The organism is Campylobacter ureolyticus ACS-301-V-Sch3b (assembly GCF_000413435.1).
Lineage (GTDB): Bacteria > Campylobacterota > Campylobacteria > Campylobacterales > Campylobacteraceae > Campylobacter_B > Campylobacter_B ureolyticus_A.
Map to the genome: position 1 here is coordinate 20,488 of NZ_KE340327.1, position 21,604 is coordinate 42,091.

Annotated in this window: 21 protein-coding genes and 2 tRNA genes; 14 read left to right on the top strand and 9 right to left on the bottom strand. The window is 28.4% G+C overall.

The window, feature by feature from the left end; all coding sequences use genetic code 11:
• The first annotated feature begins 6 nt into the window (after positions 1-6).
• A complete protein-coding gene (gene dnaK / locus HMPREF9309_RS05245) occupies positions 7-1,896 on the top strand; it encodes a molecular chaperone DnaK (protein WP_016646880.1) in 1,890 nt (629 codons plus the stop codon).
• Positions 1,897-2,118: 222 nt separating this feature from the next.
• Positions 2,119-3,396, top strand: coding sequence for an ankyrin repeat domain-containing protein (locus HMPREF9309_RS05250; RefSeq protein ID WP_016646881.1), 1,278 nt, complete (start codon positions 2,119-2,121; stop codon positions 3,394-3,396).
• 106 nt (positions 3,397-3,502) lie between these two features.
• Here HMPREF9309_RS05250 and ybeY read toward each other — a convergent pair whose 3' ends face one another.
• Complete coding sequence (ybeY, locus tag HMPREF9309_RS05255; RefSeq protein WP_016646882.1) at positions 3,503-3,904, bottom strand: rRNA maturation RNase YbeY; 402 nt, start codon at positions 3,902-3,904, stop codon at positions 3,503-3,505.
• Between the two features lie 68 nt (positions 3,905-3,972).
• On the opposite strand from ybeY, the gene queC reads away from it, so the two are divergent.
• On the top strand, positions 3,973-4,638 hold the full coding sequence (queC, locus tag HMPREF9309_RS05260) for a 7-cyano-7-deazaguanine synthase QueC (RefSeq protein ID WP_016646883.1): 666 nt from the start codon (positions 3,973-3,975) through the stop codon (positions 4,636-4,638).
• Positions 4,639-4,641: 3 nt separating this feature from the next.
• Here the strand turns inward: queC and HMPREF9309_RS05265 are convergent, their stop codons facing one another.
• The 4 genes from HMPREF9309_RS05265 to HMPREF9309_RS05280 form a co-directional block, all read right to left on the bottom strand.
• On the bottom strand, positions 4,642-6,477 hold the full coding sequence (locus HMPREF9309_RS05265; protein WP_016646884.1) for a primosomal protein N': 1,836 nt from the start codon (positions 6,475-6,477) through the stop codon (positions 4,642-4,644).
• Positions 6,478-6,909, bottom strand: a complete 432-nt coding sequence (locus tag HMPREF9309_RS05270) for a type II secretion system protein (protein ID WP_016646885.1) — start codon at positions 6,907-6,909, stop codon at positions 6,478-6,480.
• 58 nt (positions 6,910-6,967) lie between these two features.
• The gene (locus HMPREF9309_RS08780; RefSeq protein ID WP_414526228.1) at positions 6,968-7,417 is read right to left on the bottom strand and encodes a type II secretion system protein; all 450 of its coding nucleotides are present in this window, start codon (positions 7,415-7,417) and stop codon (positions 6,968-6,970) included.
• An 84-nt stretch (positions 7,418-7,501) separates the two neighbouring features.
• Positions 7,502-8,140, bottom strand: coding sequence for a Crp/Fnr family transcriptional regulator (locus HMPREF9309_RS05280; protein WP_016646887.1), 639 nt, complete (start codon positions 8,138-8,140; stop codon positions 7,502-7,504).
• A gap of 126 nt (positions 8,141-8,266) precedes the next feature.
• On the opposite strand from HMPREF9309_RS05280, the gene gltX reads away from it, so the two are divergent.
• Genes gltX through HMPREF9309_RS05295 form a run of 3 tightly spaced genes read left to right on the top strand, consistent with a single transcriptional unit; the run spans position 8,267 to position 11,488 of the window.
• Positions 8,267-9,568 carry a glutamate--tRNA ligase gene (gltX, locus tag HMPREF9309_RS05285; RefSeq protein ID WP_016646888.1) on the top strand — a complete coding sequence of 434 codons (1,302 nt, stop codon included), beginning with the start codon at positions 8,267-8,269 and terminating at the stop codon, positions 9,566-9,568.
• Entirely contained in the window at positions 9,562-9,858 is a 297-nt protein-coding gene (locus HMPREF9309_RS05290; RefSeq protein ID WP_016646889.1) for a YggT family protein, read from the top strand. Before gltX ends, HMPREF9309_RS05290 begins: the two co-directional genes overlap by 7 nt.
• On the top strand, positions 9,842-11,488 hold the full coding sequence (locus HMPREF9309_RS05295) for a lytic transglycosylase domain-containing protein (RefSeq protein ID WP_016646890.1): 1,647 nt from the start codon (positions 9,842-9,844) through the stop codon (positions 11,486-11,488). Before HMPREF9309_RS05290 ends, HMPREF9309_RS05295 begins: the two co-directional genes overlap by 17 nt.
• A 9-nt stretch (positions 11,489-11,497) precedes the next feature.
• On the opposite strand, the gene HMPREF9309_RS05300 is transcribed toward HMPREF9309_RS05295, so the two are convergent.
• A complete protein-coding gene (locus tag HMPREF9309_RS05300) occupies positions 11,498-11,980 on the bottom strand; it encodes a hypothetical protein (RefSeq protein WP_016646891.1) in 483 nt (160 codons plus the stop codon).
• A gap of 95 nt (positions 11,981-12,075) precedes the next feature.
• Here HMPREF9309_RS05300 and mobB point away from each other — a divergent pair, with 95 nt between their 5' ends.
• The 7 genes from mobB to HMPREF9309_RS05335 all read left to right on the top strand — a co-directional run bounded on the left by mobB (position 12,076) and on the right by HMPREF9309_RS05335 (position 18,013).
• On the top strand, positions 12,076-12,555 hold the full coding sequence (mobB, locus tag HMPREF9309_RS05305) for a molybdopterin-guanine dinucleotide biosynthesis protein B (protein ID WP_016646892.1): 480 nt from the start codon (positions 12,076-12,078) through the stop codon (positions 12,553-12,555).
• A 23-nt stretch (positions 12,556-12,578) separates the two neighbouring features.
• A complete protein-coding gene (locus tag HMPREF9309_RS05310) occupies positions 12,579-13,430 on the top strand; it encodes a class 1 fructose-bisphosphatase (protein WP_016646893.1) in 852 nt (283 codons plus the stop codon).
• The gene (locus HMPREF9309_RS05315; protein ID WP_016646894.1) at positions 13,423-13,605 is read left to right on the top strand and encodes a hypothetical protein; all 183 of its coding nucleotides are present in this window, start codon (positions 13,423-13,425) and stop codon (positions 13,603-13,605) included. The genes HMPREF9309_RS05310 and HMPREF9309_RS05315 overlap by 8 nt, the downstream gene beginning before the upstream one ends.
• A gap of 20 nt (positions 13,606-13,625) precedes the next feature.
• Positions 13,626-15,512: a methionine--tRNA ligase gene (gene metG, locus HMPREF9309_RS05320; RefSeq protein ID WP_016646895.1), complete on the top strand. Its 1,887-nt coding sequence runs from the start codon at positions 13,626-13,628 to the stop codon at positions 15,510-15,512.
• Positions 15,509-16,474 (top strand): hypothetical protein, encoded by a 966-nt coding sequence (locus tag HMPREF9309_RS05325; protein WP_016646896.1) that lies wholly within the window; start codon positions 15,509-15,511, stop codon positions 16,472-16,474. Before metG ends, HMPREF9309_RS05325 begins: the two co-directional genes overlap by 4 nt.
• Before the next feature lie 20 nt (positions 16,475-16,494).
• A complete protein-coding gene (locus HMPREF9309_RS05330) occupies positions 16,495-17,094 on the top strand; it encodes a DedA family protein (protein WP_016646897.1) in 600 nt (199 codons plus the stop codon).
• A gap of 109 nt (positions 17,095-17,203) precedes the next feature.
• Complete coding sequence (locus tag HMPREF9309_RS05335) at positions 17,204-18,013, top strand: transporter substrate-binding domain-containing protein (protein ID WP_016646898.1); 810 nt, start codon at positions 17,204-17,206, stop codon at positions 18,011-18,013.
• Positions 18,014-18,051: 38 nt separating this feature from the next.
• Here the strand turns inward: HMPREF9309_RS05335 and HMPREF9309_RS05340 are convergent, their stop codons facing one another.
• The 3 genes from HMPREF9309_RS05340 to HMPREF9309_RS05350 form a co-directional block, all read right to left on the bottom strand.
• Positions 18,052-18,825 carry a MetQ/NlpA family ABC transporter substrate-binding protein gene (locus HMPREF9309_RS05340; protein ID WP_016646899.1) on the bottom strand — a complete coding sequence of 258 codons (774 nt, stop codon included), beginning with the start codon at positions 18,823-18,825 and terminating at the stop codon, positions 18,052-18,054.
• Between the two features lie 389 nt (positions 18,826-19,214).
• Positions 19,215-19,289, bottom strand: a tRNA-Met gene (locus HMPREF9309_RS05345).
• Positions 19,290-19,300: 11 nt separating this feature from the next.
• Positions 19,301-19,375 (bottom strand) — tRNA-Gln (locus HMPREF9309_RS05350).
• 157 nt (positions 19,376-19,532) lie between these two features.
• Between HMPREF9309_RS05350 and HMPREF9309_RS05355 the strand changes: the two genes are divergently transcribed.
• A complete protein-coding gene (locus tag HMPREF9309_RS05355) occupies positions 19,533-21,560 on the top strand; it encodes an ATP-dependent helicase (protein ID WP_016646900.1) in 2,028 nt (675 codons plus the stop codon).
• Positions 21,561-21,604: the final 44 nt, after the last annotated feature.

Genomic DNA, 21,604 nt, shown 5'->3' on the forward strand with positions numbered 1-21,604 from the left:
TAAAAAATGAGTAAAGTTATAGGAATTGACTTAGGAACAACAAATTCAGCAGTTGCAATATTTGAAAGAGGCGAAAGTAAAATCATCCCAAATAAAGAGGGAAAAAACACAACTCCTTCAATTGTTGCTTTTACAGATAAGGGTGAGGTTTTAGTAGGTGATACTGCAAAGCGTCAAGCTGTTACAAATCCATCAAAAACAATTTATTCTATAAAAAGAATAATGGGTTTGATGATGAATGAGAACAATGCTAAAGAAGCACAAAAAAGACTTCCTTATAAAATAGTTGATAGAAACGGTGCAGCAGCTGTTGAGATCGATGGTAAAGTTTATACACCACAAGAAATTTCAGCAAAAGTTTTGATGAAATTAAAAGAAGATGCTGAAAGTTATCTAGGTGGAAGCGTTGTAGATGCTGTTATTACAGTTCCAGCATATTTTAACGATAGTCAAAGAAAAGCTACAAAAGAAGCCGGAACTATCGCAGGTTTAAATGTTTTAAGAATAGTAAATGAGCCAACTGCGGCAGCTTTGGCTTATGGACTTGATAAAAAAGAGAGTGAGAAAATCGTAGTTTATGATTTAGGTGGTGGAACATTTGATGTCACAGTTCTAGAAACTGGAGATAATGTCGTTGAGGTTTTGGCAACTGGAGGGGACGCGTTTTTAGGTGGAGATGACTTTGATAATAAGCTAATTGATTGGCTTTTAGCAGAGTTTAAAAGTGAAAGTGGAATTGATTTAAAAAATGATGTTATGGCTATGCAAAGACTTAAAGAAGCTGCTGAAAATGCCAAAAAAGAGTTAAGCTCAGCAATGGAAACAACTGTAAATCTACCATTTATTACAGCCGATGCAACAGGACCAAAACACTTAACAAAAACCCTAACAAGAGCTAAATTTGAAAGTATGATTGAGGATTTGGTAGCAAGTACAATTAAAACACTTAAAAATGTTATGAGTGATGCTGGAGTATCTAACTCAGATATCGCTGAAATCGTAATGGTAGGTGGCTCAACAAGAGTTCCTTTAGTTCAAGAAGAAGTTAAAAAAGCATTTGGTGGAAAAGAGTTAAATAAATCTGTTAATCCTGATGAGGTTGTAGCAATTGGTGCAGCTATCCAAGGTGCTGTTATAAAAGGTGATGTAAAAGATGTACTTTTACTTGATGTTACACCTCTTAGCCTTGGAATTGAAACACTTGGTGGCGTTATGACAAAAGTTATTGAAAAGGGCACAACAATACCAACTAAAAAATCTCAAGTTTTCTCAACTGCAGAAGACAACCAAACTGCAGTTACTATAAATGTACTTCAAGGTGAGAGAGAGTTTGCAAAAGATAACAAAACTTTGGGTAATTTTAATCTTGAGGGCATTATGCCAGCTCAACGCGGTATCCCACAAATTGAAGTTCAATTTGATATCGACGCAAACGGTATTTTAACAGTTTCAGCTAAAGATAAAGCAACTGGAAAAGCAACTGATATAAGAATTACTGGATCAAGCGGACTAAGTGAGTCAGAGATTGATAAAATGGTAAAAGATGCCGAGCTTCACAAAGAAGAGGACTCAAAGAGAAAAGAGCTTATTGAAACAAGAAATCAAGCCGATGGTATAGCTCATCAAACTGAAAAAACTCTAAATGAAATGGGTGAAAAAATCCCTAGTGATGTTAGAGCAAAAATTGAAAGTGCCTTAAATGATCTTAAAGCTACTTTAAAAGATGAGAGTGCTACAAAAGAGGCAATTGATAGCAAGGTTCAAGCTTTAAGTAAAGTTGCTGAAGATATGTATAAAGCAGCAGCAAGTCAAAATGCTGGTGCAAATAACGCCGGTGCTGATAATAAAAGTGGCAAGAAAAATGACGATGATGTAATAGATGCTGAAGTTGAGTAAAACTTATCTTCAAAGTGGCTTAAATTTAGTTTATGTCACTTAAACAGTTACTCAAAATTTATATAAATCAATTAAGGTGCTAAATTTGGCACCTTAAATTTTATCTCTTTTTAAAATATTATCTATAATATATTTATTGTTATCATTAAAAATAAAACTTTTTGAAAATTGATTTTAAGCAACAAAGTTATATAATTTCTTCATTACATTTAAAGGTTAAATTTGAAAAACAAATTTTTAAATTCATTTATAATTATAACTTTAGTTTTAGTTGCTTTTATAGTTTATAATAAATTTGAACTCTCTCAAAATTCTCATTTTACAGTTACAGCTGATACCATTATAAAACCAGGTTCTGAAATTTCAAAGTATGTGACTCAAGAAGAAGTTGATAGCTTTAGTTTTAGGTATTGGGATATAGATTATAACTCAAAGCCAAATGTAGTTGAAGAGCCACTTAAAGATATAGAACTTAAAAAACTTCTTAAGTCAAAAAATACAAATAAAATCTTATCTTTTATGAAAGATAATAATATTAGTGTTGATTATATATTGTATGGCGGAGTTACACCTTTAATGTATGCTAGTTTTTGGGGAGATGAAAACACAACAAAAGAGTTAATTAATCTTGGTGCAGACATCAGAGCTAAAGATGAGCAAGGTTTAAACCCTTTTGCTTATGCTTTATCTATGAATAGTATAAAAGTAGTTAAAATTTTACTTAATAATGGGATTAAATTTGAAGAAGCAAAAGTTATACAATATTATTTAACTAACTTGCCAAATTACTACAACACAGAAAAACTAATTGTGGATGGAGATAATGTTAATATTATTTATAAAGATATAGAATTTAATCACGACCATTCAAAACCAGCAGTTTATGTTTTTGATTATTTAGTTTATAGCAACTCCTATGAGCTTGCAAAAATGGCATTTAGAGATGGTTATAAACCATATACCTATAATCGTATAAATGAATACGACCAAGTAGAGGTTGGAAATTCCATAAATGATTTTTTTACAAAAGAAGATATTGATAATCTTATAATTCTTGCAAAACAATCAAAAAGAGATATGTTTGACTATAATTTATCTATGGATGAATTAAAATATAACCATAGTTTATATAAACCGCTAGAAGATATCCCAAACTTCGAACCAATGCTAGATTTACTACTTGAACATAATGTCTCAGGACAACCTTCAAAAGAACTTATGAAAAGAGAGTATGATATGTGTTATGAGGACTATATTTTTTTTTATAATGAAAGAAAAAAATCATTGATAAGTGGTGATAGAACAAAAGAGGACTTTAGGAATTTAAATATTACAATAAATTATTACGATAAACATTGCTCAGATAAAAATGGAACTTTTACTACTAAAGGAATGGTATCGTGGAGAAATGACTACCAAAAACATTATAATATGTTCAGTTTTTTAAGAGCAAATAAAGATGATAAGGAAAAGGTAATTTACATTGGCGACAACAAGTAAATGAAAAATAGTAACTAAATTATTACTTAAAAGTAATAAAATTATAATAAATAAAATTTAAAAAGGATAAACAATGGGCGAAGCAACATTTAAAAATAATAGTAGTCTATGAATTTCTTACAATCAAGCTTTTTGGAAGATTAAATTTATTTATAATTTTTTCTTCCATTTTTCTCATTTCTCCATTGTCTATTTCGTGATCATATCCTAAAATATGAAGTAATCCATGTGTAAAAAGTAGGGCGATTTCATCATCTAAGTTGTGTTTAAGCTCCTTTGATTTTTCATCTGCAAGATCTAAATTTATAACAACTGAACCAAGTGGAAAATTTGGTATTTTAGCATAAGGAAAGCTTAAAACATCAGTTGTTTTATCTATGTTTCTTTCTTTTTTATTAAGATCATGCATCTCGCTAGTGTTTAAAAAGATAAGCTCAATCTCAGCATCTGTTAATTCACTAGCAATTAAATCTAAAATTTTAGGATATTTCTCATCGCAACTTATCAAATTTAAAATCCTTTTTTAGTTAAATTTGGCTAAGATTATACCAAAATTTATAATATAAAAGGGTGAAAATGAAAAAAGCACTTTGTATAATAAGTGGTGGAATGGATAGTGTAACATCAGCATATATAGCAAAAAACGAAGGCTATGAGATAGTTGCGCTTCATTTTGATTATAATCAAAGAACTATGAATAAGGAAAAAGAGTGTTTTAATAAAATTTGTGATGAGTTAAAGGTTGTTAAAAAAGAGATTTTAGATGTTAGTTTTATTTCTCAAATTGGGGCTAATGCTTTAACTGATAGGAGTTTAGAAATTCCAAAAGATGGACTAAGCAATGAGGTGCCAATAACTTATGTTCCTTTTAGAAATGGTATATTTTTAAGCATTGCAGCAGCTTTAGCCGAGCGTGAAAAGTGTGAGGCGATATTTATAGGAGTAGTTGAAGAAGATAGTAGTGGATATCCTGATTGCTCCCAAGAGTTTATAAAAAGCATGGAAAAATCAATTAACTTAGGGCGAGAAACAAGCATTAAAACAAAAATCCTAACTCCATTAGTTCATTTAAGTAAAGCTCAGATTGTTCAAAAAGCATTTAGTTTAAAAGTCCCTTTGCAATATACTTGGAGTTGCTATGAAAGAGAAGATTTGGCGTGTGGAGTTTGTGATAGTTGCAGACTTAGACTAAAAGGTTTTAAAGAAGCAGGTAAAAAAGATCTAATAAAATACGCTAATTAAAGTTTAGCTAAAAAATATTGCATCCATATCAACTTCAACAAAAGGAATTTTTTCAAGCACATGAGAAAGCATTACTAAATTTTTGTAAGTGTGTGAGCGAAGTAGTATTTCATATCTAAATTTTGAAGCAATGTATTCAATTACGGCTTTTCCATGTCCAATAACTTCGATATCTTTAAATTTAGGTATGATTTCTAGGCATTTTTGTGTAATTTCATTTGCAGTTTTTTCATCTTTATGTGATATTAAAACTCTTAAAATTTTAGTAAAAGGTGGATATAAATCTTCTCTAAACTCAGTTTCATCTTCTAAAAACTCATCATATTTGTCTAGATAACTTTTAAAAAAATCAGCTTGTTTTGTTTGTATTAATACTTTTGCATTGCCGACTCTTCCAGCTCTTCCAGCTATTTGCATACATAAAGCCAAGGTTTTTTCTCTTGCTCTAAAATCAGCATACGCTAGTCCAGTATCAATACCCATTATCACAGCTAGTTTTACATTGTGATAATCATGCCCTTTACTAAGCATTTGAGTGCCTACTAAAATATCTATTTTTTTATCATTAAAGTCTTTTAATAAATTTGTAAGTTTTCTTTGTGTTGTTATTTCATCTTTATCAAATTTAGCAATTTTTGCTTCTTTAAAGACATTTTGAAGAGTTTCTAAAACCTCACTTGTTCCCATTCTTTTGGCTTCAAAAGTATCTCCGCCACATTTTTGGCAAGTTGTATTTTTATGAGTTGTATATCCACAATAGTGGCAAATCAAGGCATTTTTATTTTTGTGAATGCTCATTCCAACACTACAGAATGGGCATTTTATTATTTCACCACATTTTGTGCATTGTTTATATTTAAAATTTGCTCTTGTGGGTAAAAAAACAATAGCTTGATTTTTGTTTTCAAGACAAGTTTTTATCTCTCTTAAAATTTTTGGTGAAATTTCAGTTTCGTTTTCATCATAAATTATTTCCTTACTGCTTTTAAAAAATGTTCCTTTTAGCCTAAAAAAAGGTTGTTTTTTATAAGTTGTAAGTGAAGGCGTAGCTGAGCCAAGTACTACTTTTATATCAAATTTACTAGCTAAAAAAATAGCTAAATCTCTTGCATTATATCGTGGTTTTGTGGCTGATTTATAACTATCATCATGCTCTTCATCAACAACTATAAGGCTTAAATTTGTAAATGGTAAAAAAAGAGCCGATCTAGCTCCTGCAATTAATTTTATCTTTCCATCTTCAAAATTTTTAAGTAAAATCTCTTTTTTTTTAGGTGTTATTTTAGAGTGCCAAACACCTACAAAATCGCCAAAATACTCTTTTAATCTTTTTTCCATTTGTGGAGTTAAGGAAATTTCAGGCATTAAAAAAAGTACTTGTTTTCCTAAGTTTAACTCTTTTACTATTAGTGAAATATAAATTTCACTTTTCCCGCTTCCAGTATCACCAAATATAAGGCTTGTTTTATGTTCTGTTGTAAAATTTAAAGCTTTGCTTTGAAGTGGGCTTAATGTTGGAGTTTTATCAAAATTATGATTTATAAAATTTGAACTTTTAAATGGAGTAAAAATTTTAAAAACCATGCCTAAATTACAAGCATAATAGTAGTTTATAAACTTAGCCAAAGTTTTTTGAATATCACTAAATTTCTCATCACAAATACTTAAAATCTCTAAAGTTTGAAATTTTGGCTTTTTGACTTCTTTTAAAACTACAGCTTGTTTTGTATTTTTTGAAAGAGAAACTAAAACTAAGCTATAAATTCCGAGCTTAGTTTTAGAATGATATGCTAGAGGTCTTAAATTTAGACCTAAAATAAAGACTTCGTAGTAAAACATTTATTCAAAAAGATTACAGTAATCCTTTATACAAATAAAATCACCAGCTTGTCCAGAAGCATTTTTATCTCCTACTAATGCAAAAGTGGCGCATTTTCCTGCTACGCAAGCAGTTGCGGTTGTCTTACTAAAAGTCCAACCATTTCTTGCATTTCCTTCTTTTATACCACCTTGAACCACACTTTTAAAGCCATCATTGGCAAGAGCTTCTATATTAGCATCTTTTTTCCATTCACTTAATCTTCCTTCCATCATTGCCTTGCTTTTATCGAGTGCTATACCACTTCTTATAGAGGCTAAATCAGCCCTGACTTTAGCCATCGTAGCATCATCTCTTGTAACTGAAAGTTTTGGAAGTGCAACTCCTGCTAAAATTCCTAAAATAACAATAACAAAAACTAGCTCAATCATAGTAAAAGCTTTTTTATTCATATTTTCTCCTTTTTTTCATACATATATGAAATTTAAACAATTATATCAAAAAAACCCATTAAAAACTAGGTTTTTCACCTAAAAATATTTTGCTTCTACTTTGCAAATATGATTTTATAGCAGGCAATTCAAGTGCTCTTTTGCAGAGCTTTTCATTGTTATTTACTGTTTTTATCTCAAACATTCCAGCTCTTATATTGTTTGCACTATCATCATCGTTATAAGCAATTATTTCAATACAAGGTTTATTTCTTATATCAAGCGTTGCTTTATAATCTTGATTGTCTTTAACATCTACATAGGTCATATTAGATATTTTTTTATCATAATTTGCCTGAGATGTTTGATAAGCTGCAATATCAGTTATCAAAGTCGATAAATTTTGAGCAAATTTCGCAATTTCAGCATCATCTCTTGTAGCAGCCATTCTTGGCAGTGCAAAAGCAGCTAAAATTCCTAAAATAACAATGACAAAAATTAGCTCTACCATTGTAAAACCTTTTTTCATATTACTTTTTCTCATAAAACGGCCTTCTCCTTTCTTTAAATTTAATATTATTTTATTAAAAAATATCTTTAAAGATAGTTAAATTTAGAATTTAAAATATTTTAAAAGCTCTTTTTTGTTAAAATCTACAATTTTTCCATTTTCATCTGTTTTTAAAAGATCAAGTTTTTTAAATTTTGTAATTACTCTTGAAAATGTTTCAGGAGATATATTTAAAATTTTAGCTATATTTGAATATTTTAGTGTTTGAAAAGCTTCGAAATTCTCACATATAAAATTTGCAACTTTTCCCTCACTATCCCAAATAATTTCTTTAATTATGACTTTATTCATAGCTTTTATTTTGGCGGAAAATGACTTTAATAAAGCAAATGCAACTTGTGAGTTTTTTAAAAACATCTCTTCAAATTTTAAATAATCTATCCTTAAAATTGTGCTATCTTCGCTAAAAGATGAGCTTGCTGGATAAGTTATGTTTTCAAAATTTGCTAGCTCAGCCACAAAATTTATAGGTAGTATCTCATGGATAAATATCTCTTTTCCTTTTGGAGAGGTTTTATAAATTTTTAATTTTCCATCCAAAAGTATGCTTAGATAAAGTGGTTTTTCTCCCTCTAAAAAAAATATTTCACCTTTTTTATAGTGTTTTATAATGCTTATATTTTCTATTTTATCAAGCTCTTCATCGGATAAATCTTTAAAAATAGGAATTTCTCTTAACATTTTTTCTTCTTTTCTCAAATTAAATTTATAAATATTATATCAAGGCTAAATTAACAAGCTCTTTTAAACTGAAATTTTAAAAATTATTATATAATCTTACAAAATATTTTAAAAAAGGAAGAATTTATGTATCGTTTCGCACCATCACCGACTGGTGATATGCATATAGGAAATTTAAGAGCCGCGATATTTAACTATATTGTTGCCAAACAGAAAAATGAAGGTTATATTTTGCGTATTGAAGATACGGATAAAGAAAGAAATATAGATGGAAAAGATGAAGATATAAAAGAAATTTTAATAAAATTTGGCATAAAGTGGGATAAGCTTTATTATCAAAGTAAGAATTTAAAATTTCATAGAGAATTTGCAAATAAACTTTTGATTGATAAAAAAGCGTTTTGTTGTTTTTGCACAGAAGAAGAGCTTGCAGCAAAAAAGCAAAAAGCTAAAGATGAGGGCGTGGCTTATAGATATGATGGAACTTGTGAAAAGCTTAGCGATATGGAAGTTTTAGATACAACAAAGCCTTTTGTTATAAGGATGAAAAAGCCATCTCATGCTATGAAATTTACAGATGATATAAAAGGCGAGCTTGTTTTTGAGCCTGAAAATATAGATAATTTTGTGATAATGAGAAGAGATAAAACTCCAACTTATAACTTTGCTTGTAGTATTGATGATATGCTTATGGATGTAAGCTATGTAATAAGAGGTGAAGATCACGTAAGTAACACTCCAAAGCAAGACTTAATAAGACAAGCACTTGGATATGATAAAAAAATAGGCTACGCACATCTTCCAATTATTTTAAATCAAGAGGGTAAAAAGATGAGTAAAAGAGAAAAAGACTCATCAGTTAAATTTTTACTTGATAGTGGATATTTGCCTGAAGCAATACTTAATTACCTAGTTCTTTTAGGAAATAAAACTCCATGTGAAATTTTTACTTTAGATGATGCAATTAAGTGGTTTGATATAAAAAATATCTCTAAAAGTCCTGCTAAATTTGATATAGAAAAGCTAACTCAAATAAACAGAGAGCATATTAAAATAGCAAGCAATAAAAGACTTAGCGAACTTTTTGAAATGGATATTAAATTTGGTGATTTGATACGATTTTATACTCAAGAAGGAAGTTTAATCCCTGAAATTAAAAATAAAATTTCTCAAATTTATTCTAAAAAAACTATTCCAAGTGAATACAAGGAATATGTAGATTTGATAAAAAATGCAATTTCAAAAGTGGAAATTTATGAAAATTTCAATGAATTTAAACAAAATTTAATGAAATTAACTAATCTTAAAGGAAAGAACTTTTTTATGAGCTTAAGGATATTGCTTACAAACCAAACTCACGGACCAGAACTTAGTGAGCTTTATCCACTTATAAAAGATGATATAAAGGAGATAGTAAGTAAATGTTAATTTTAAAAACTTTTTTGCTAGCACTTGTTAATATTTTGCATATTTTGATTTTTGCCTACACGCTTGTTATCATAGTTGCCGCTGTTATAAGCTTTACAAATCCAGATCCATATAACAAACTAGTTCAAGTAGTTTTTAGACTAACTGAGCCAGTTTATGGATATATAAGAAAGATTATCCCGACTTCATTTGGCGGGCTTGATTTTGCACCGATGATAGTTTTATTAGCCCTTACTTTTATAGATAAATTCTTTATAAAATTGGTTGAAATTTATGCCTATAAGATGTAAGTTTATACTATTTTTGTTTTTAAGCCTTGTCTTTTTAAATGCAAATGTAAAAAGCTATGATGAGATTAAAAATGAGCCTAAATCTTTGGCAAAAGATTATTATATTTATCGTTATATTACAGAGACAAATTATAAAAAAGATGAGGTAAAAGCTTTAAGTAAGCAAATTTATAGAAATAGAGGAAAACTTAATAAAGAAATTTATAAAATCATCCCAAAGCCAAAACCTTACGATGAGTGTAAAAATTTTTGGGTTAAAAATATAAATGATGCAAACTTAACTTGTAAGCTTAAAAGATCAACTCCGACTTTTTTAAAAAAATTAAACAAACAAACATTAAAGTCCCTAGAAAAAGACTTTGCAAATTTTCCAGATAAATTAAGACTTTTAAAAGGCATGAGTTCTGAGAATCCAGCTGTTTATTTTGCTAAAAATTTAGATACAAAAAATTTTTTTAGTTATTATAACTCACTTTCTCAAAGTCAAAAAAATAGTGATTTTAACATTGCTTTAAGTAAGGAATTTGCAAACGAGCTAGGCAAAGAAAAAGCTTTTAACTCTTTTATATCAGATATTGTTATAAATAAAAGATATGCAAATTTAAGAAAGTCTTTTTTAGATGCAAATGCTTCAAAATTTAACTCTTTGGGGGCATTTTACTTAGGGATTAATGCAGTTTTATATGATGATTTGAATAAAGCTTATGAGTTTTTTAAGGTTGCAAACTCAACATTTAAGTCTGTCATTGATAAAGACAAAACAAATTTATGGGCGTATTTAGTAAGCAGTAATGAAGTTGATCTTTTAAATACGGCAAAAAGTGATAATATAAATATATATTCTTTGTATGCAAAAGAGCTTGCTGGATTTAATAAAACATTAAATTTGGTTATTCCAAATCCAACTAAAAATGAAGCTCCAAAAGGCTATGATCCAACTGATCCATTTAGCTGGGTAAGACTTAAAAATAAAATTTCTAAAATGGATAAAGCAAATCTAAAAAATGAAGCCAATAAATTTGACACTAAACAAACCCTTGGCGAGTATATTTATATCTCAAATATTTTATCAGGCTATAAAGATAACTTTTATCCACTTCCTTTTTTGGATTATTTAAACGGGCAAAATTTACATAGAAAAGCTATGATTTTAGCTCTTGCAAGACAAGAAAGTAGATTCATTCAAAGTGCTGTTTCTATCTCTTATGCGCTTGGAATGATGCAATTTATGCCTTTTGTGGCAAATGACTGGGCGAAAAAAGGCGGTTTAAAAGACTTTGACCAAGATGATATGTTTAACCCAAAAATGGCTTATGATATGGCAAATGTTCATCTAGACTGGCTTGAAAAACTTGTTTATAGTCCTGTTTTTGTAGCTTATGCATATAATGGTGGCATTGGTTTTACTAAAAAAATGCTAACAAGAGGGGATTTATTTAATGCTGGTAAATTTGAGCCATTTTTATCAATGGAATTGGTTTATTATGAAGAAAGTAGAGAGTATGCAAAAAGAGTTTTATCAAATTATTTTATCTATTCTCAAATTTTAGAACCCAAAAAAAATATCTCTATTATTGAGCTTTTGAGTGATTTGTTAGTTCCAGCTAAAAGTGACAGCTTCCGAAATTAAGGAAGCTGTTTAGTTATCAAGTTTAATTTGTGGATTCCAATACATCGATTTTGAAACTTTTAGAAATTTCAAATTTGCATTTATCCCACTTTGAGTTTTATAATTTAATGTTAAATAATCGCTATTTTTAACATTTGAAGTGATTTTATAGTGGTTACTCCAAGGAAGATTTATATTTGTCATTTTTAAAAGCTCATCATCTAAATCAAGTTTTGTGATATTTAAGTCAAAATCACTATTTATATTTATTGAATTTAGTAAAACAATCTCTTCTTTTGGGTAAGATGAGAGTATAAAAATTTCTTTATCGCTATTTTTTAAAACAGGATTTAAGTATGTTGAAACTGCCAAATATCGTTTTTTACCATTAATACTTTCAAATTTTTGTGTATAGGCTAAAAGCTCGTTTTTAACTGGGTCTAAATCACTTTTTTTTTCAGCACAACCAGTTAAAAAAATAAGTACTAAAATAAATAAATTTAGTTTTTTCATGCAACGCCTTTAATAAATTTTTATATATTTTATCAAATTTAGCCTTTTTATAGCCTAAAATAGATATAATTAAAAACTTTTTTTAAGGAAAATTAATGAAAAGATTAGGCATTGCATTTTCAGGGCCTTCAAATTCTGGAAAAACAACTCTGATTTTAAAGGTTGCAAAGCGCTTTTTGGAAAGTAATTTAAAAGTAGCTATTATAAAGCACGATCCAAGCGATAAGGCTAAATTTGATGTCGAGGGAAAAGATAGTTATAAATTTTCAAGTCTTGGTGTGGACGTGGTTGTTACAAGCCCTACAAGAACAACTTATTTTAATAAGTCACAAAAAAATTTAAACGATATTGTAAAAATGATAGATAATTTTGATATTTTGATAGTTGAGGGTTTAAAAACGCTCCCACTTCCTAGAATTTCTATTTTTAGAGATAGTATTGAAGAAAGTTATTTAAAATTTTCAAATGCTATTGCAACAAATAATCTCAAATATAGTGGAGAGTTAAAGCATTTTGATGTAAATGACGATTTAAATATTTCAAAATGGATTTTAGAAAATGCTAAAAAACTGTAAAATAAACTTTATAAAGGAATAATATGGATATTTTAATAAATTCAATAAAAGAAGCTGTTTTAGAAATTAGTAAAGCTTTAAAATACGCTGATTTATCATATAGCAATCATCAAAATAAAACCGGTGATACCCAACTAAAGCTTGATGTTTTAAGTGATGAAATCATAACAAAAAAATTATCAAAATTAAGCTGTGTTAAAGCTTTAGTAAGTGAAGAAAAAGATGAGGCTTTAAATTTAAATGAAAATGGTGAGTTTATCGTAGCTTACGATCCACTTGATGGATCAAGCTTAGTTGATGTGAATTTCGCTGTTGGAAGTATTTTTGGAATTTATAAAAATGAAATAAAACCTCAAAATTTGATACTTTCACTTTATAGTCTTTATGGTCCAAGACTTGAAATGGTGATTTGTGATAAAACGCCTATTTTATATAGACTTGATGAAAACAGTGAGTTTAAAAAAGTTAGAGAATTAAAACTAAAAGAAAAAGGAAATCTAAATGCCACAGGTGCTAGTCAATGGGCATGGAGTAAGACTCACGCAAAATTTGTAAAAAGCCTTTTTGATGAAAAATATAGGCTTAGATATAGTGGTGCTATGGTTGCTGATTTACACCAAATTTTATTAAAAGGTGGTGGGCTTTTTAGCTATCCTGCAACAAGTGATCATATAAATGGCAAATTAAGAGTTGTTTTTGAAGTGCTTCCTTTTGCTAAAATTTATGAAAGCGCAGGTGGAAAAACAAGCGATGGATTTTCAAAATCTCTTTTTGAGATAAAGATAGATAAAATTCATCAAACAACACCTTGTTTTTTTGGATCATCTTATGAGATAGAAAAAATGCACACATTTTATGGAAAAAATAATGAATAACTATGAAGAAATTCAACAAGAAATGCTTAAAAAAGTGCAAACTTGCCAAAAAGATCATGATTTAAAAACTTGTTTTGATTGTAATAAATTGTTAGATTGCAAGCTTAGAGATGAGTATGTAAAAGCTACATATGAGTATTTAAGCGAAGGCAAGCAGGGCGATTTTGATTTTTAAATTTAAGATTAAGGACAACAATGAAAAGATTTATAACAACACCAATTTATTATGTAAATGATATTCCACATATTGGACATGCTTATACAACAATTATAGCTGATACAATTGCTAGATTTTATAGATTAAAAGGCGATGAAGTATTTTTTATGACCGGAACAGATGAACATGGTCAAAAAATAGAAGAAGCAGCTAAAAAAAGAGGTTTTAAACCACAAGAATATGCAGATGAAGTTAGTATGAAATTTAAAAATCTTTGGGATTATTTTGAAATAAGTTATGATAAATATTTTAGAACTACTGATAAAGATCACATTAAAACTGTTCAAAGTGCGTTTTCAAAAATGCTTGAAAAAGGTGATATTTATAAAGGTAAATATAAAGGGCATTACTGCGTAAGTTGTGAGAGTTTTTTCCCTGAAAATCAGCTTGTTGATGGTGAGTGCTGTCCAGATTGTGGGAAGCAAACTAGTATTTTAGAAGAAGAGAGTTATTTTTTCAAGCTCTCAAAATATGAAGATAAGCTTTTAAAATGGTATGAGCAAGACTGCATTTTGCCAAAATATAGAAAAAACGAAGTTATAAATTTTGTAAAAAGTGGCTTAAAAGATCTTTCCATTACAAGAACAAGTTTTGATTGGGGTATTAAATTACCTGCAAATTTAAATGAAGCAAAACATGTTATTTATGTTTGGCTTGATGCTCTTTTGATATATCCATCAGCTCTTGGATATTTAAGAGATGAAAAAAATATGGATTTTTGGCAAAACACTTTGCATTTGGTCGGTAAAGATATTTTAAGATTTCATGCGATTTATTGGCCAGCTTTTTTAATGAGCCTTGATATGCCTTTGCCAAAAACTATTGCAGCTCATGGCTGGTGGACAAGAGATGGTAAAAAAATGAGCAAATCTCTTGGAAATGTAATAAATCCAAAAGAAGTAGCAGATGCATACGGGCTAGAGCAATTTAGATATTTTTTACTTAGAGAGGTTCCTTTTGGACAAGATGGTGATTTTTCTCAAAAGGCATTAATCACAAGAATAAATAGTGAGCTTTGTAATGATTTGGGAAATTTATTAAATAGAATTGTTGGAATGAGTAAGAAATATTCAAATTTTATTATTGATAGTAGCGATGTTTTAAAGTATTTTAAAGATGAAATTAATGAAAGTGAAATCTATATAAAAAATGCCTTAAAAGAAATTAGTGAAATTTCAACAAGTAGATATTTAGATGAAATTTGGAAAATTTTAAATTTAGCAAATTTAAGCATTGCAAAATATGAGCCATGGAATCTAATAAAAAATGGTGAAGATAAAAAAGCTTTTGCTTTAGTTTCGATGGTTACAAATTTGCTTGCAAGAGCAACTATTTTACTAAGTCCAGCTATGCCAAAAACAGCTTTAAAAATTGCTTCGAATTTAAATTTTGAAATTTCAACAAAAACATATAATGAAGTAATTAATGAAAATAAACTTTTGGATTTTAAAGCAAGTGAGTGTGAGCCGTTATTTGCTAAGATTGAAGAGCCTTTGATGCAAACTCCTGTTGGTGTTGAGACAAAAGAAGATAAGACAATAAACTTAATAACTCTTGATGATTTTAAAAATATAGTTATAAAAGTTGGTGAAGTTTTAGAATGTGAAAACATAGAAGGTAGTGATAAGTTATTGAAATTTAAGATTGATTTAGGAGAAGAAAATCCTCGTCAAATAATTTCAGGCATAGCTAAATACTATAATCCTAAAGATTTGATAGGAAAACAAGTTTGTGTTTTGGCAAATTTAAAGCCTGCTAAAATTTTTAAACATTTAAGTGAGGGTATGATTTTAAGTGCTGAAGATGGTAAATTAACCTTGCTTTCAACTCTTTCCAAAGTTAAAAATGGAGCAATAGTTGGATGAGAATAGAAAATCTTGTAAGGTTAATAAATGCAAAGTTGGTTGCAAAACCACAAATTTCAAGTGTTGATAACTTTGCTATAAGCCTTAAAGATGTGAGTTTGGGAAGTGCGTTTTTAAGTAGTGATGAAAAAGAAATTTATCAAGCGATAGAAAATGGCGCTTACGCTGTTATTTTTGATAAAAAGTGTGAAGTTAAAAATAACGAAATCGCATATATAAAAGTTGATAACTTAAACAAAGCAAAACTTAGAATAGCGCAGTTTTTTGCTGTCTCAAACTCTGTTAAAAATCTATTTTTAAGACCAGTTGAAAAAGAAATTTTAAAAAATTCAACTCTTAGTAGAAATACAAAATTTTTAAGTAAAAATTTAGATGAAGTTTTTATTAATTTTATAAATTCAAAAAAAGGTGATGTTTTTTTATATGATGATTTAGAATTTTTAAAAGAAATCTCACCTGTTTATGAGACTTTGAATTTAAAAAACGATGCTAAAATTTTAATCGATGGATCTTTATTTTTTCTAAACTTTGAATATAAGGATAGAATTTTTAATTTAAATTTGCCACAAATTTTTTTGCCTGAAGCTTACTCTATTTTAAATTTTATGGATAAAAATAATGTTTTTATCAAATTTAAAGATTTAAGAAATATTGGGCATTTTGAAAGCATTTTTATAGATAAATTTTATAATATAAAAGCTTTTGGAGAAAGCTATAGAGCTTTTATAGTTGAGAGTGATACCAAGCTTTTTTTAAGAGAAGTTAAGTTTTTAAAAGATAAATTTGGTAAAGAGATAATTTCAATGTCACCAAAAAAACTAAATTTAAAAAGCGATATTGAATATGACAGCTTAGAAGAGATAAAGACAAGTTATGATTTTAAGTACGCAGTTGTTTTGGCAAATAAACAAGATGTCATAGATATGTTAAATAGCAAGAAAAAAGAGCTATCGCTTTTTTGATTAAAAAACAAGGGTAAAATTTGAGTGAAATAATCACATTTATAGTAAATTTGGTTGAAAGTTGGGGATATTTAGGTATATTTTGTATGATGTTTTTAGAAAGCTCATTTTTCCCATTTCCAAGTGAAGTTGCGATGATACCAGCTGGATATCTTGTTTTTCAAGGCAAGATGAATATTTTTTTAGCTTTTTTTGCTGGGACATTTGGATCACTTATAGGCGCTATTTTTAATTACTATTTATGTTATTTTTTTGGTAGAAGTTTGATTGAAAAATATGGCAAATATGTAGGCATTGATGATGATAAAATGCAAAAATTTGAAAGTTTTTTTAAACGCCATGGTGAAATTTCAACTTTTAATTGCCGCTTAATTCCAGGAATTAGACAATATATAAGCCTTCCAGCAGGTTTAGCAAGGATGAATGTTTTTAAATTTTCTTTATTTACAACTTTGGGTGCTGGAATTTGGGTAGTTATTTTGCTTGGGCTTGGATATTTTTTAGGTCAAAATGAAACTATTTTAAAAGAAAAACTTCATATCATAACAATTCTACTTCTACTTTTTGTAATTTTAACTTTTATTGTATATTTTTATTTTTATAAGAAGCGAAAACAATAGCTCCATTTTATGGGTGAAATTTATAAATTATATAGATAAATCCTCAAAAATAAAGCTCTCATTAAGATATATTTAATTATAATAGTGACTGTTTTTTAAAGGAGAAAAAATGTTAAAAAAGATTTTATTATCTAGTGTTATATTTCTAGGTAGTTTATTTGCAAATTCTTTATCTGAAATAAAAGATAAAGGTATTTTAAGGGTTGGTGTTTTTACAGAACAGCCCCCATTTGGTCAATTAGTTGATGGTACTTTTACTGGCTTTGAAGTTGATTTTGCTAATGCTATAGCCCAAAATCTTTTTAAAGATAAGGGTGGAAGAGTTGAGTTTGTTGCTACAAGAGCCGATCAAAGGCTTGATTTTGTAGAAAAAAATAAGGTTGATATTTTACTTGCTACTTTTACAATTACCGATGAGAGATTGAAAAAAATTGATTTTTCATTACCTTATTTTTCAGTAAATATCGGTGTTTTAACTAAAAAGAGTGATAACATAAAAAAAGAATCAGATCTTAGAGGTAAAAAGGTTTTAGTCGAAAATGGAACCACAGGTCAAGCTTACTTTGTTTCAAAAGGTTTTGATACTGTAGGTTGTCCTAACTCTAATGAGTGCTATAGAATGCTAAGAGATGGAGCAGGTGACGCTTACGCAAACGATAATTTGATAGTTTTAGCTTATCCTGTTGTTGATAGAAACATGGAAGTTAATATTAAAAACTTAGGTGCATCTGATTTCTTAGGTGTTGGTGTTGCAAAAGGAAATAAAGATTTATTAAATTTTGTTAACGATACTTTGGTTAAATTAAGCAAAGAAGGCTTTTTTAGAAAAACTTTCAAAGATACAATCGATCCATTCTATAAAGGAACTGCTGAACAAAAATACTTCTTGCTAGAAGATATTTATAAAATTTTTGGCTAAGTTAAAAAAAGACGGAATTTTTCCGTCTTTTTAATTATTTAAAATGCTGGTAAAATTGCCCCGTTATATTTCTTTTCAATAAAATCTTTTACTGTTTGGCTAGTGATAGCTTCATCTAAAGCTTTTATTTTTTCACTATTTTCATTGCCTTTTTTTACAACAACAACATTTGCATAAGGGCTATCTTTGCTTTCTAATTTTAAAGCATCTTTTAAAGGGTTAAATCCTGCATTTAAAGCAAAATTAGTATTAATAACAGCGATATCAACATCGTCTAAGGTTCTTGGAACACTTGCTGCATCAATTTCAACAAAGTTTAAATTTTTAGGATTTTTTGTTATATCAAGTGGAGTTTTAAGCTCTACTTTACTATCAAGCTCTATAAGACCAGCATCAGCTAAAACATCCAAGGCTCTACTTTCATTTGTTGGATCATTTGGAATGGAAACTTTGGCTTTATCTTTAAGCTCATTTAAATCTTTTATTTTTTTACTATAAATTCCCATTGGTTCTAAATGAACAGCCACTGTTTTTACTAAATTTGTACCTTTGTTTTTATTAAATTCTTCAAGGTATGGAATGTGTTGGAAGAAATTTGCATCAATTTCACCATCATTTGTAGCTAAATTTGGAATGACATAATCATTAAATTCTTTTATCTCAAGATCAAATCCAGCTTTTTTAAGTTCAGGTTTTATGGCTTCTAGGATTTCAGCATGTGGAACAGGTGTAGCGCCAACTGTAATTTTCTCAGCAAATAAAGATGTAGCTAAGCTTACAGCCACCAAAGAACTAATTAAACTTTTTTTCATATTTTCTCCTTAATTTCAAAATATATTAAAGATAATACAATAATTTTTATAAATATAAATATAATAAAGTAAAATTTATATTGTTTGGTTTAAGTTTGTTTAAACAATAAAATCAAAGAAGTTTTTAAAATTAGATATTAAAATATCAACTATGGCTATATATATTTTATAAATTATTTAAGCTTGTCAGTAGGGCAGGTTAGTTTTACATTGGGTCATACAAATATAACAACAACTCAAAGATATATAACAACTGATATAAAAAACTCTAAAAAAACAATCGAAAGTTTAATAAATTCAGTATGAACTTAAACAAATATAAGAGTAGTTAAAATTTAAATATTAAGAATAATTTAAGTATGCTTTAAAACATCGATAAAATGGTGATTTGGTTGCAGAGGAAGGACTTGAACCTCCGACCTTCGGGTTATGAGCCCGACGAGCTACCACTGCTCCACTCTGCGATAAAAGTAAGTGGATGGGGTAGGAGGATTCGAACCTCCGAATGATTGGACCAAAACCAATTGCCTTGCCGCTTGGCGATACCCCATTACTTAAAAATGAAATCAAATTATAGTATAAAATAAGCTTATTGTCAAGCTTTTTATAAAAAATATTTTAATTTATTTTTTTTCTTAAAAATAAAGATAAATTTACCCCTCTTTTATCCTTTATAAGTATAATTTACAGTTTTTAAGGAGATAAATTTGCCACTTTCAAAACTTAATAAAGATCAACTAGCAGCTGCTACTGCACCACTTGGAAGAAATTTAGTAATTGCAAGTGCAGGAACTGGAAAAACATCCACAATTGTTGCAAGAATTGCACATCTTTTAAATAACGGTGTAGATCCTAAAAAAATACTTCTTTTAACTTTTACAAATAAAGCTTCAAAAGAGATGATTGCAAGACTAGAGCGGTATTTTGATAAAAAAATAACCGCAGATATTACAGCTGGTACATTTCACTCAGTTTCTTACACGCTTTTAAGATCTCTTGGAAAAAATGTTGTTTTAAAACAACCAAGCGAGCTTAAAATTTTACTTAAATCATTGGTTGATAAACGTAAATTTAACAATATCAGTGATGTTAAGCCTTATTCTGGAGCTTATCTATACGATATATATTCACTTTTTCAAAATAAAATAATAGATGGAAATTTTTATAATTGGTTTGTTGAAAATTATGGAGAACAAAGTGTTTATGTTGAAATTTATGAAGATATTTTAAATGAATTTGAAGAAGAAAAAGAAAAATTTGGATATGTTGATTTTAATGATTTGCTTTTAAAAATGAAACGTGAGCTTAAAAAAGGAGCTCCTTTAAATTTTAATGAAATATTAGTTGATGAATATCAAGATACAAATTCTCTTCAGGGAAGCTTAATAGATTCCTTTAACACGAAAAGTTTATTTTGTGTTGGAGATTACGATCAAAGTATTTATGCATTTAATGGGGCAAATATTGATATAATTGCTTCATTTAAGACTCGTTATGAAAATGCTAAAATTTATGCTTTAAATATTAATTATCGCTCTACGAAAGGCATTTTAGCACTCGCAAATAAGGTAATTGAAAATAATCCAAGACTTTACGAAAAACATTTAAGCGTAAATAGAAATGGAGAGTTTAAAAATCCTAGACTTTTAATATTTGATGAAATTTATGCTCAATACTCAAAAATTGCTGATATAATAAAATCTTCTAAATTTGAAAAAACAAATATTGCTGTTATTTTTAGAAATAATTCAAGTGCCGATGGTATTGAAGCTAGCTTAAGAGAAAGAGGCATTGCTTCAAAAAGAAAAGGAGGTGTTAGTTTTTTTGAGAACAGGGAAATAAAGTCTTTAATAAATTTTATAGGAATTTTAATAAATCCAAAAGATATTATGGCTTTTATGCAGATTTTTGAATATGCAAAGGGTGTTGGCGCAGCCGTTTCAAAGGAAGTTTATGATGCACTAAATTCTCTTGGAGGGGGAAATATAATAAGAGGGTTTTTAAATCCAGATAAGGAAGCAAAAATTTATGAAACTAAAAAGAAAAACTATCAACTTGGACTTTTTGATGATTTAGATATTTTTGATGAAGTTTCAAGGTTTGATGAAGTAAAAATAAATCAAAATTTTATAAAAAATCCAGTACTTAAATATGCAAAATTAAGTAATAGTGCAGCTTATATGTTAAGTGAAATTTATAATCTCTTGTTAAAAACAACAAATATAAACTCATCAAGAGAAATTCTAAAAGATATAGTTTATTCTAATGCTTTTGCCATAATTGTAGATGATATTGCTACAAAAAGAGCAACCTTAAAAAGTGGCAAGGTTGATGAAGAGTTAAAAAAAGAAAATATTCAAAAAATTTATCAAAAATGTGAAATTTTAGTAAGTTTAACTAGAAATTATAAAGACATAGAGAGTTTTTATAGTTTTTTAACACTTGGGGCTGGAGAGATGAGTGAAGGTGAGGGTGTAAATTTGCTAAGTATTCACGCAAGTAAGGGCTTGGAATTTGCTCAAGTTTTTGTAGTAGATCTTGCACAAAACCGTTTTCCAAATTTAAAGCTTATGGCAAGTGGTGGCAGTCTAGAAGAAGAAAGAAGGCTTTTTTATGTAGCTGTTACAAGAGCTAGAGATGAGCTTATTTTAAGCTATGCAAAATATGATAAAATAAGAAAAATTGAGTATAAACCAAGCCAATTCTTAATAGAGGCTGGAATGATAAAAGAATAAATTATATAAAATAAAGAAAATTAACAAAGACTATCTTGAAAAAA

Bases quoted from the DNA above. Each gene is read 5' to 3' on its own strand.
- dnaK (WP_016646880.1), top strand. From the start codon at position 7: ATGAGTAAAGTTATAGGAATTGACTTAGGAACAACAAATTCAGCAGTT.
- queC (WP_016646883.1), top strand. From the start codon at position 3,973: ATGAAAAAAGCACTTTGTATAATAAGTGGTGGAATGGATAGTGTAACA.
- HMPREF9309_RS05265 (WP_016646884.1), bottom strand. From the start codon at position 6,477: ATGTTTTACTACGAAGTCTTTATTTTAGGTCTAAATTTAAGACCTCTA.
- HMPREF9309_RS05270 (WP_016646885.1), bottom strand. From the start codon at position 6,909: ATGAATAAAAAAGCTTTTACTATGATTGAGCTAGTTTTTGTTATTGTT.
- HMPREF9309_RS08780 (WP_414526228.1), bottom strand. From the start codon at position 7,417: ATGAAAAAAGGTTTTACAATGGTAGAGCTAATTTTTGTCATTGTTATT.
- HMPREF9309_RS05280 (WP_016646887.1), bottom strand. From the start codon at position 8,140: ATGTTAAGAGAAATTCCTATTTTTAAAGATTTATCCGATGAAGAGCTT.
- gltX (WP_016646888.1), top strand. From the start codon at position 8,267: ATGTATCGTTTCGCACCATCACCGACTGGTGATATGCATATAGGAAAT.
- HMPREF9309_RS05290 (WP_016646889.1), top strand. From the start codon at position 9,562: ATGTTAATTTTAAAAACTTTTTTGCTAGCACTTGTTAATATTTTGCAT.
- HMPREF9309_RS05295 (WP_016646890.1), top strand. From the start codon at position 9,842: ATGCCTATAAGATGTAAGTTTATACTATTTTTGTTTTTAAGCCTTGTC.
- HMPREF9309_RS05300 (WP_016646891.1), bottom strand. From the start codon at position 11,980: ATGAAAAAACTAAATTTATTTATTTTAGTACTTATTTTTTTAACTGGT.
- mobB (WP_016646892.1), top strand. From the start codon at position 12,076: ATGAAAAGATTAGGCATTGCATTTTCAGGGCCTTCAAATTCTGGAAAA.
- HMPREF9309_RS05310 (WP_016646893.1), top strand. From the start codon at position 12,579: ATGGATATTTTAATAAATTCAATAAAAGAAGCTGTTTTAGAAATTAGT.
- HMPREF9309_RS05315 (WP_016646894.1), top strand. From the start codon at position 13,423: ATGAATAACTATGAAGAAATTCAACAAGAAATGCTTAAAAAAGTGCAA.
- metG (WP_016646895.1), top strand. From the start codon at position 13,626: ATGAAAAGATTTATAACAACACCAATTTATTATGTAAATGATATTCCA.
- HMPREF9309_RS05325 (WP_016646896.1), top strand. From the start codon at position 15,509: ATGAGAATAGAAAATCTTGTAAGGTTAATAAATGCAAAGTTGGTTGCA.
- HMPREF9309_RS05335 (WP_016646898.1), top strand. From the start codon at position 17,204: ATGTTAAAAAAGATTTTATTATCTAGTGTTATATTTCTAGGTAGTTTA.
- HMPREF9309_RS05340 (WP_016646899.1), bottom strand. From the start codon at position 18,825: ATGAAAAAAAGTTTAATTAGTTCTTTGGTGGCTGTAAGCTTAGCTACA.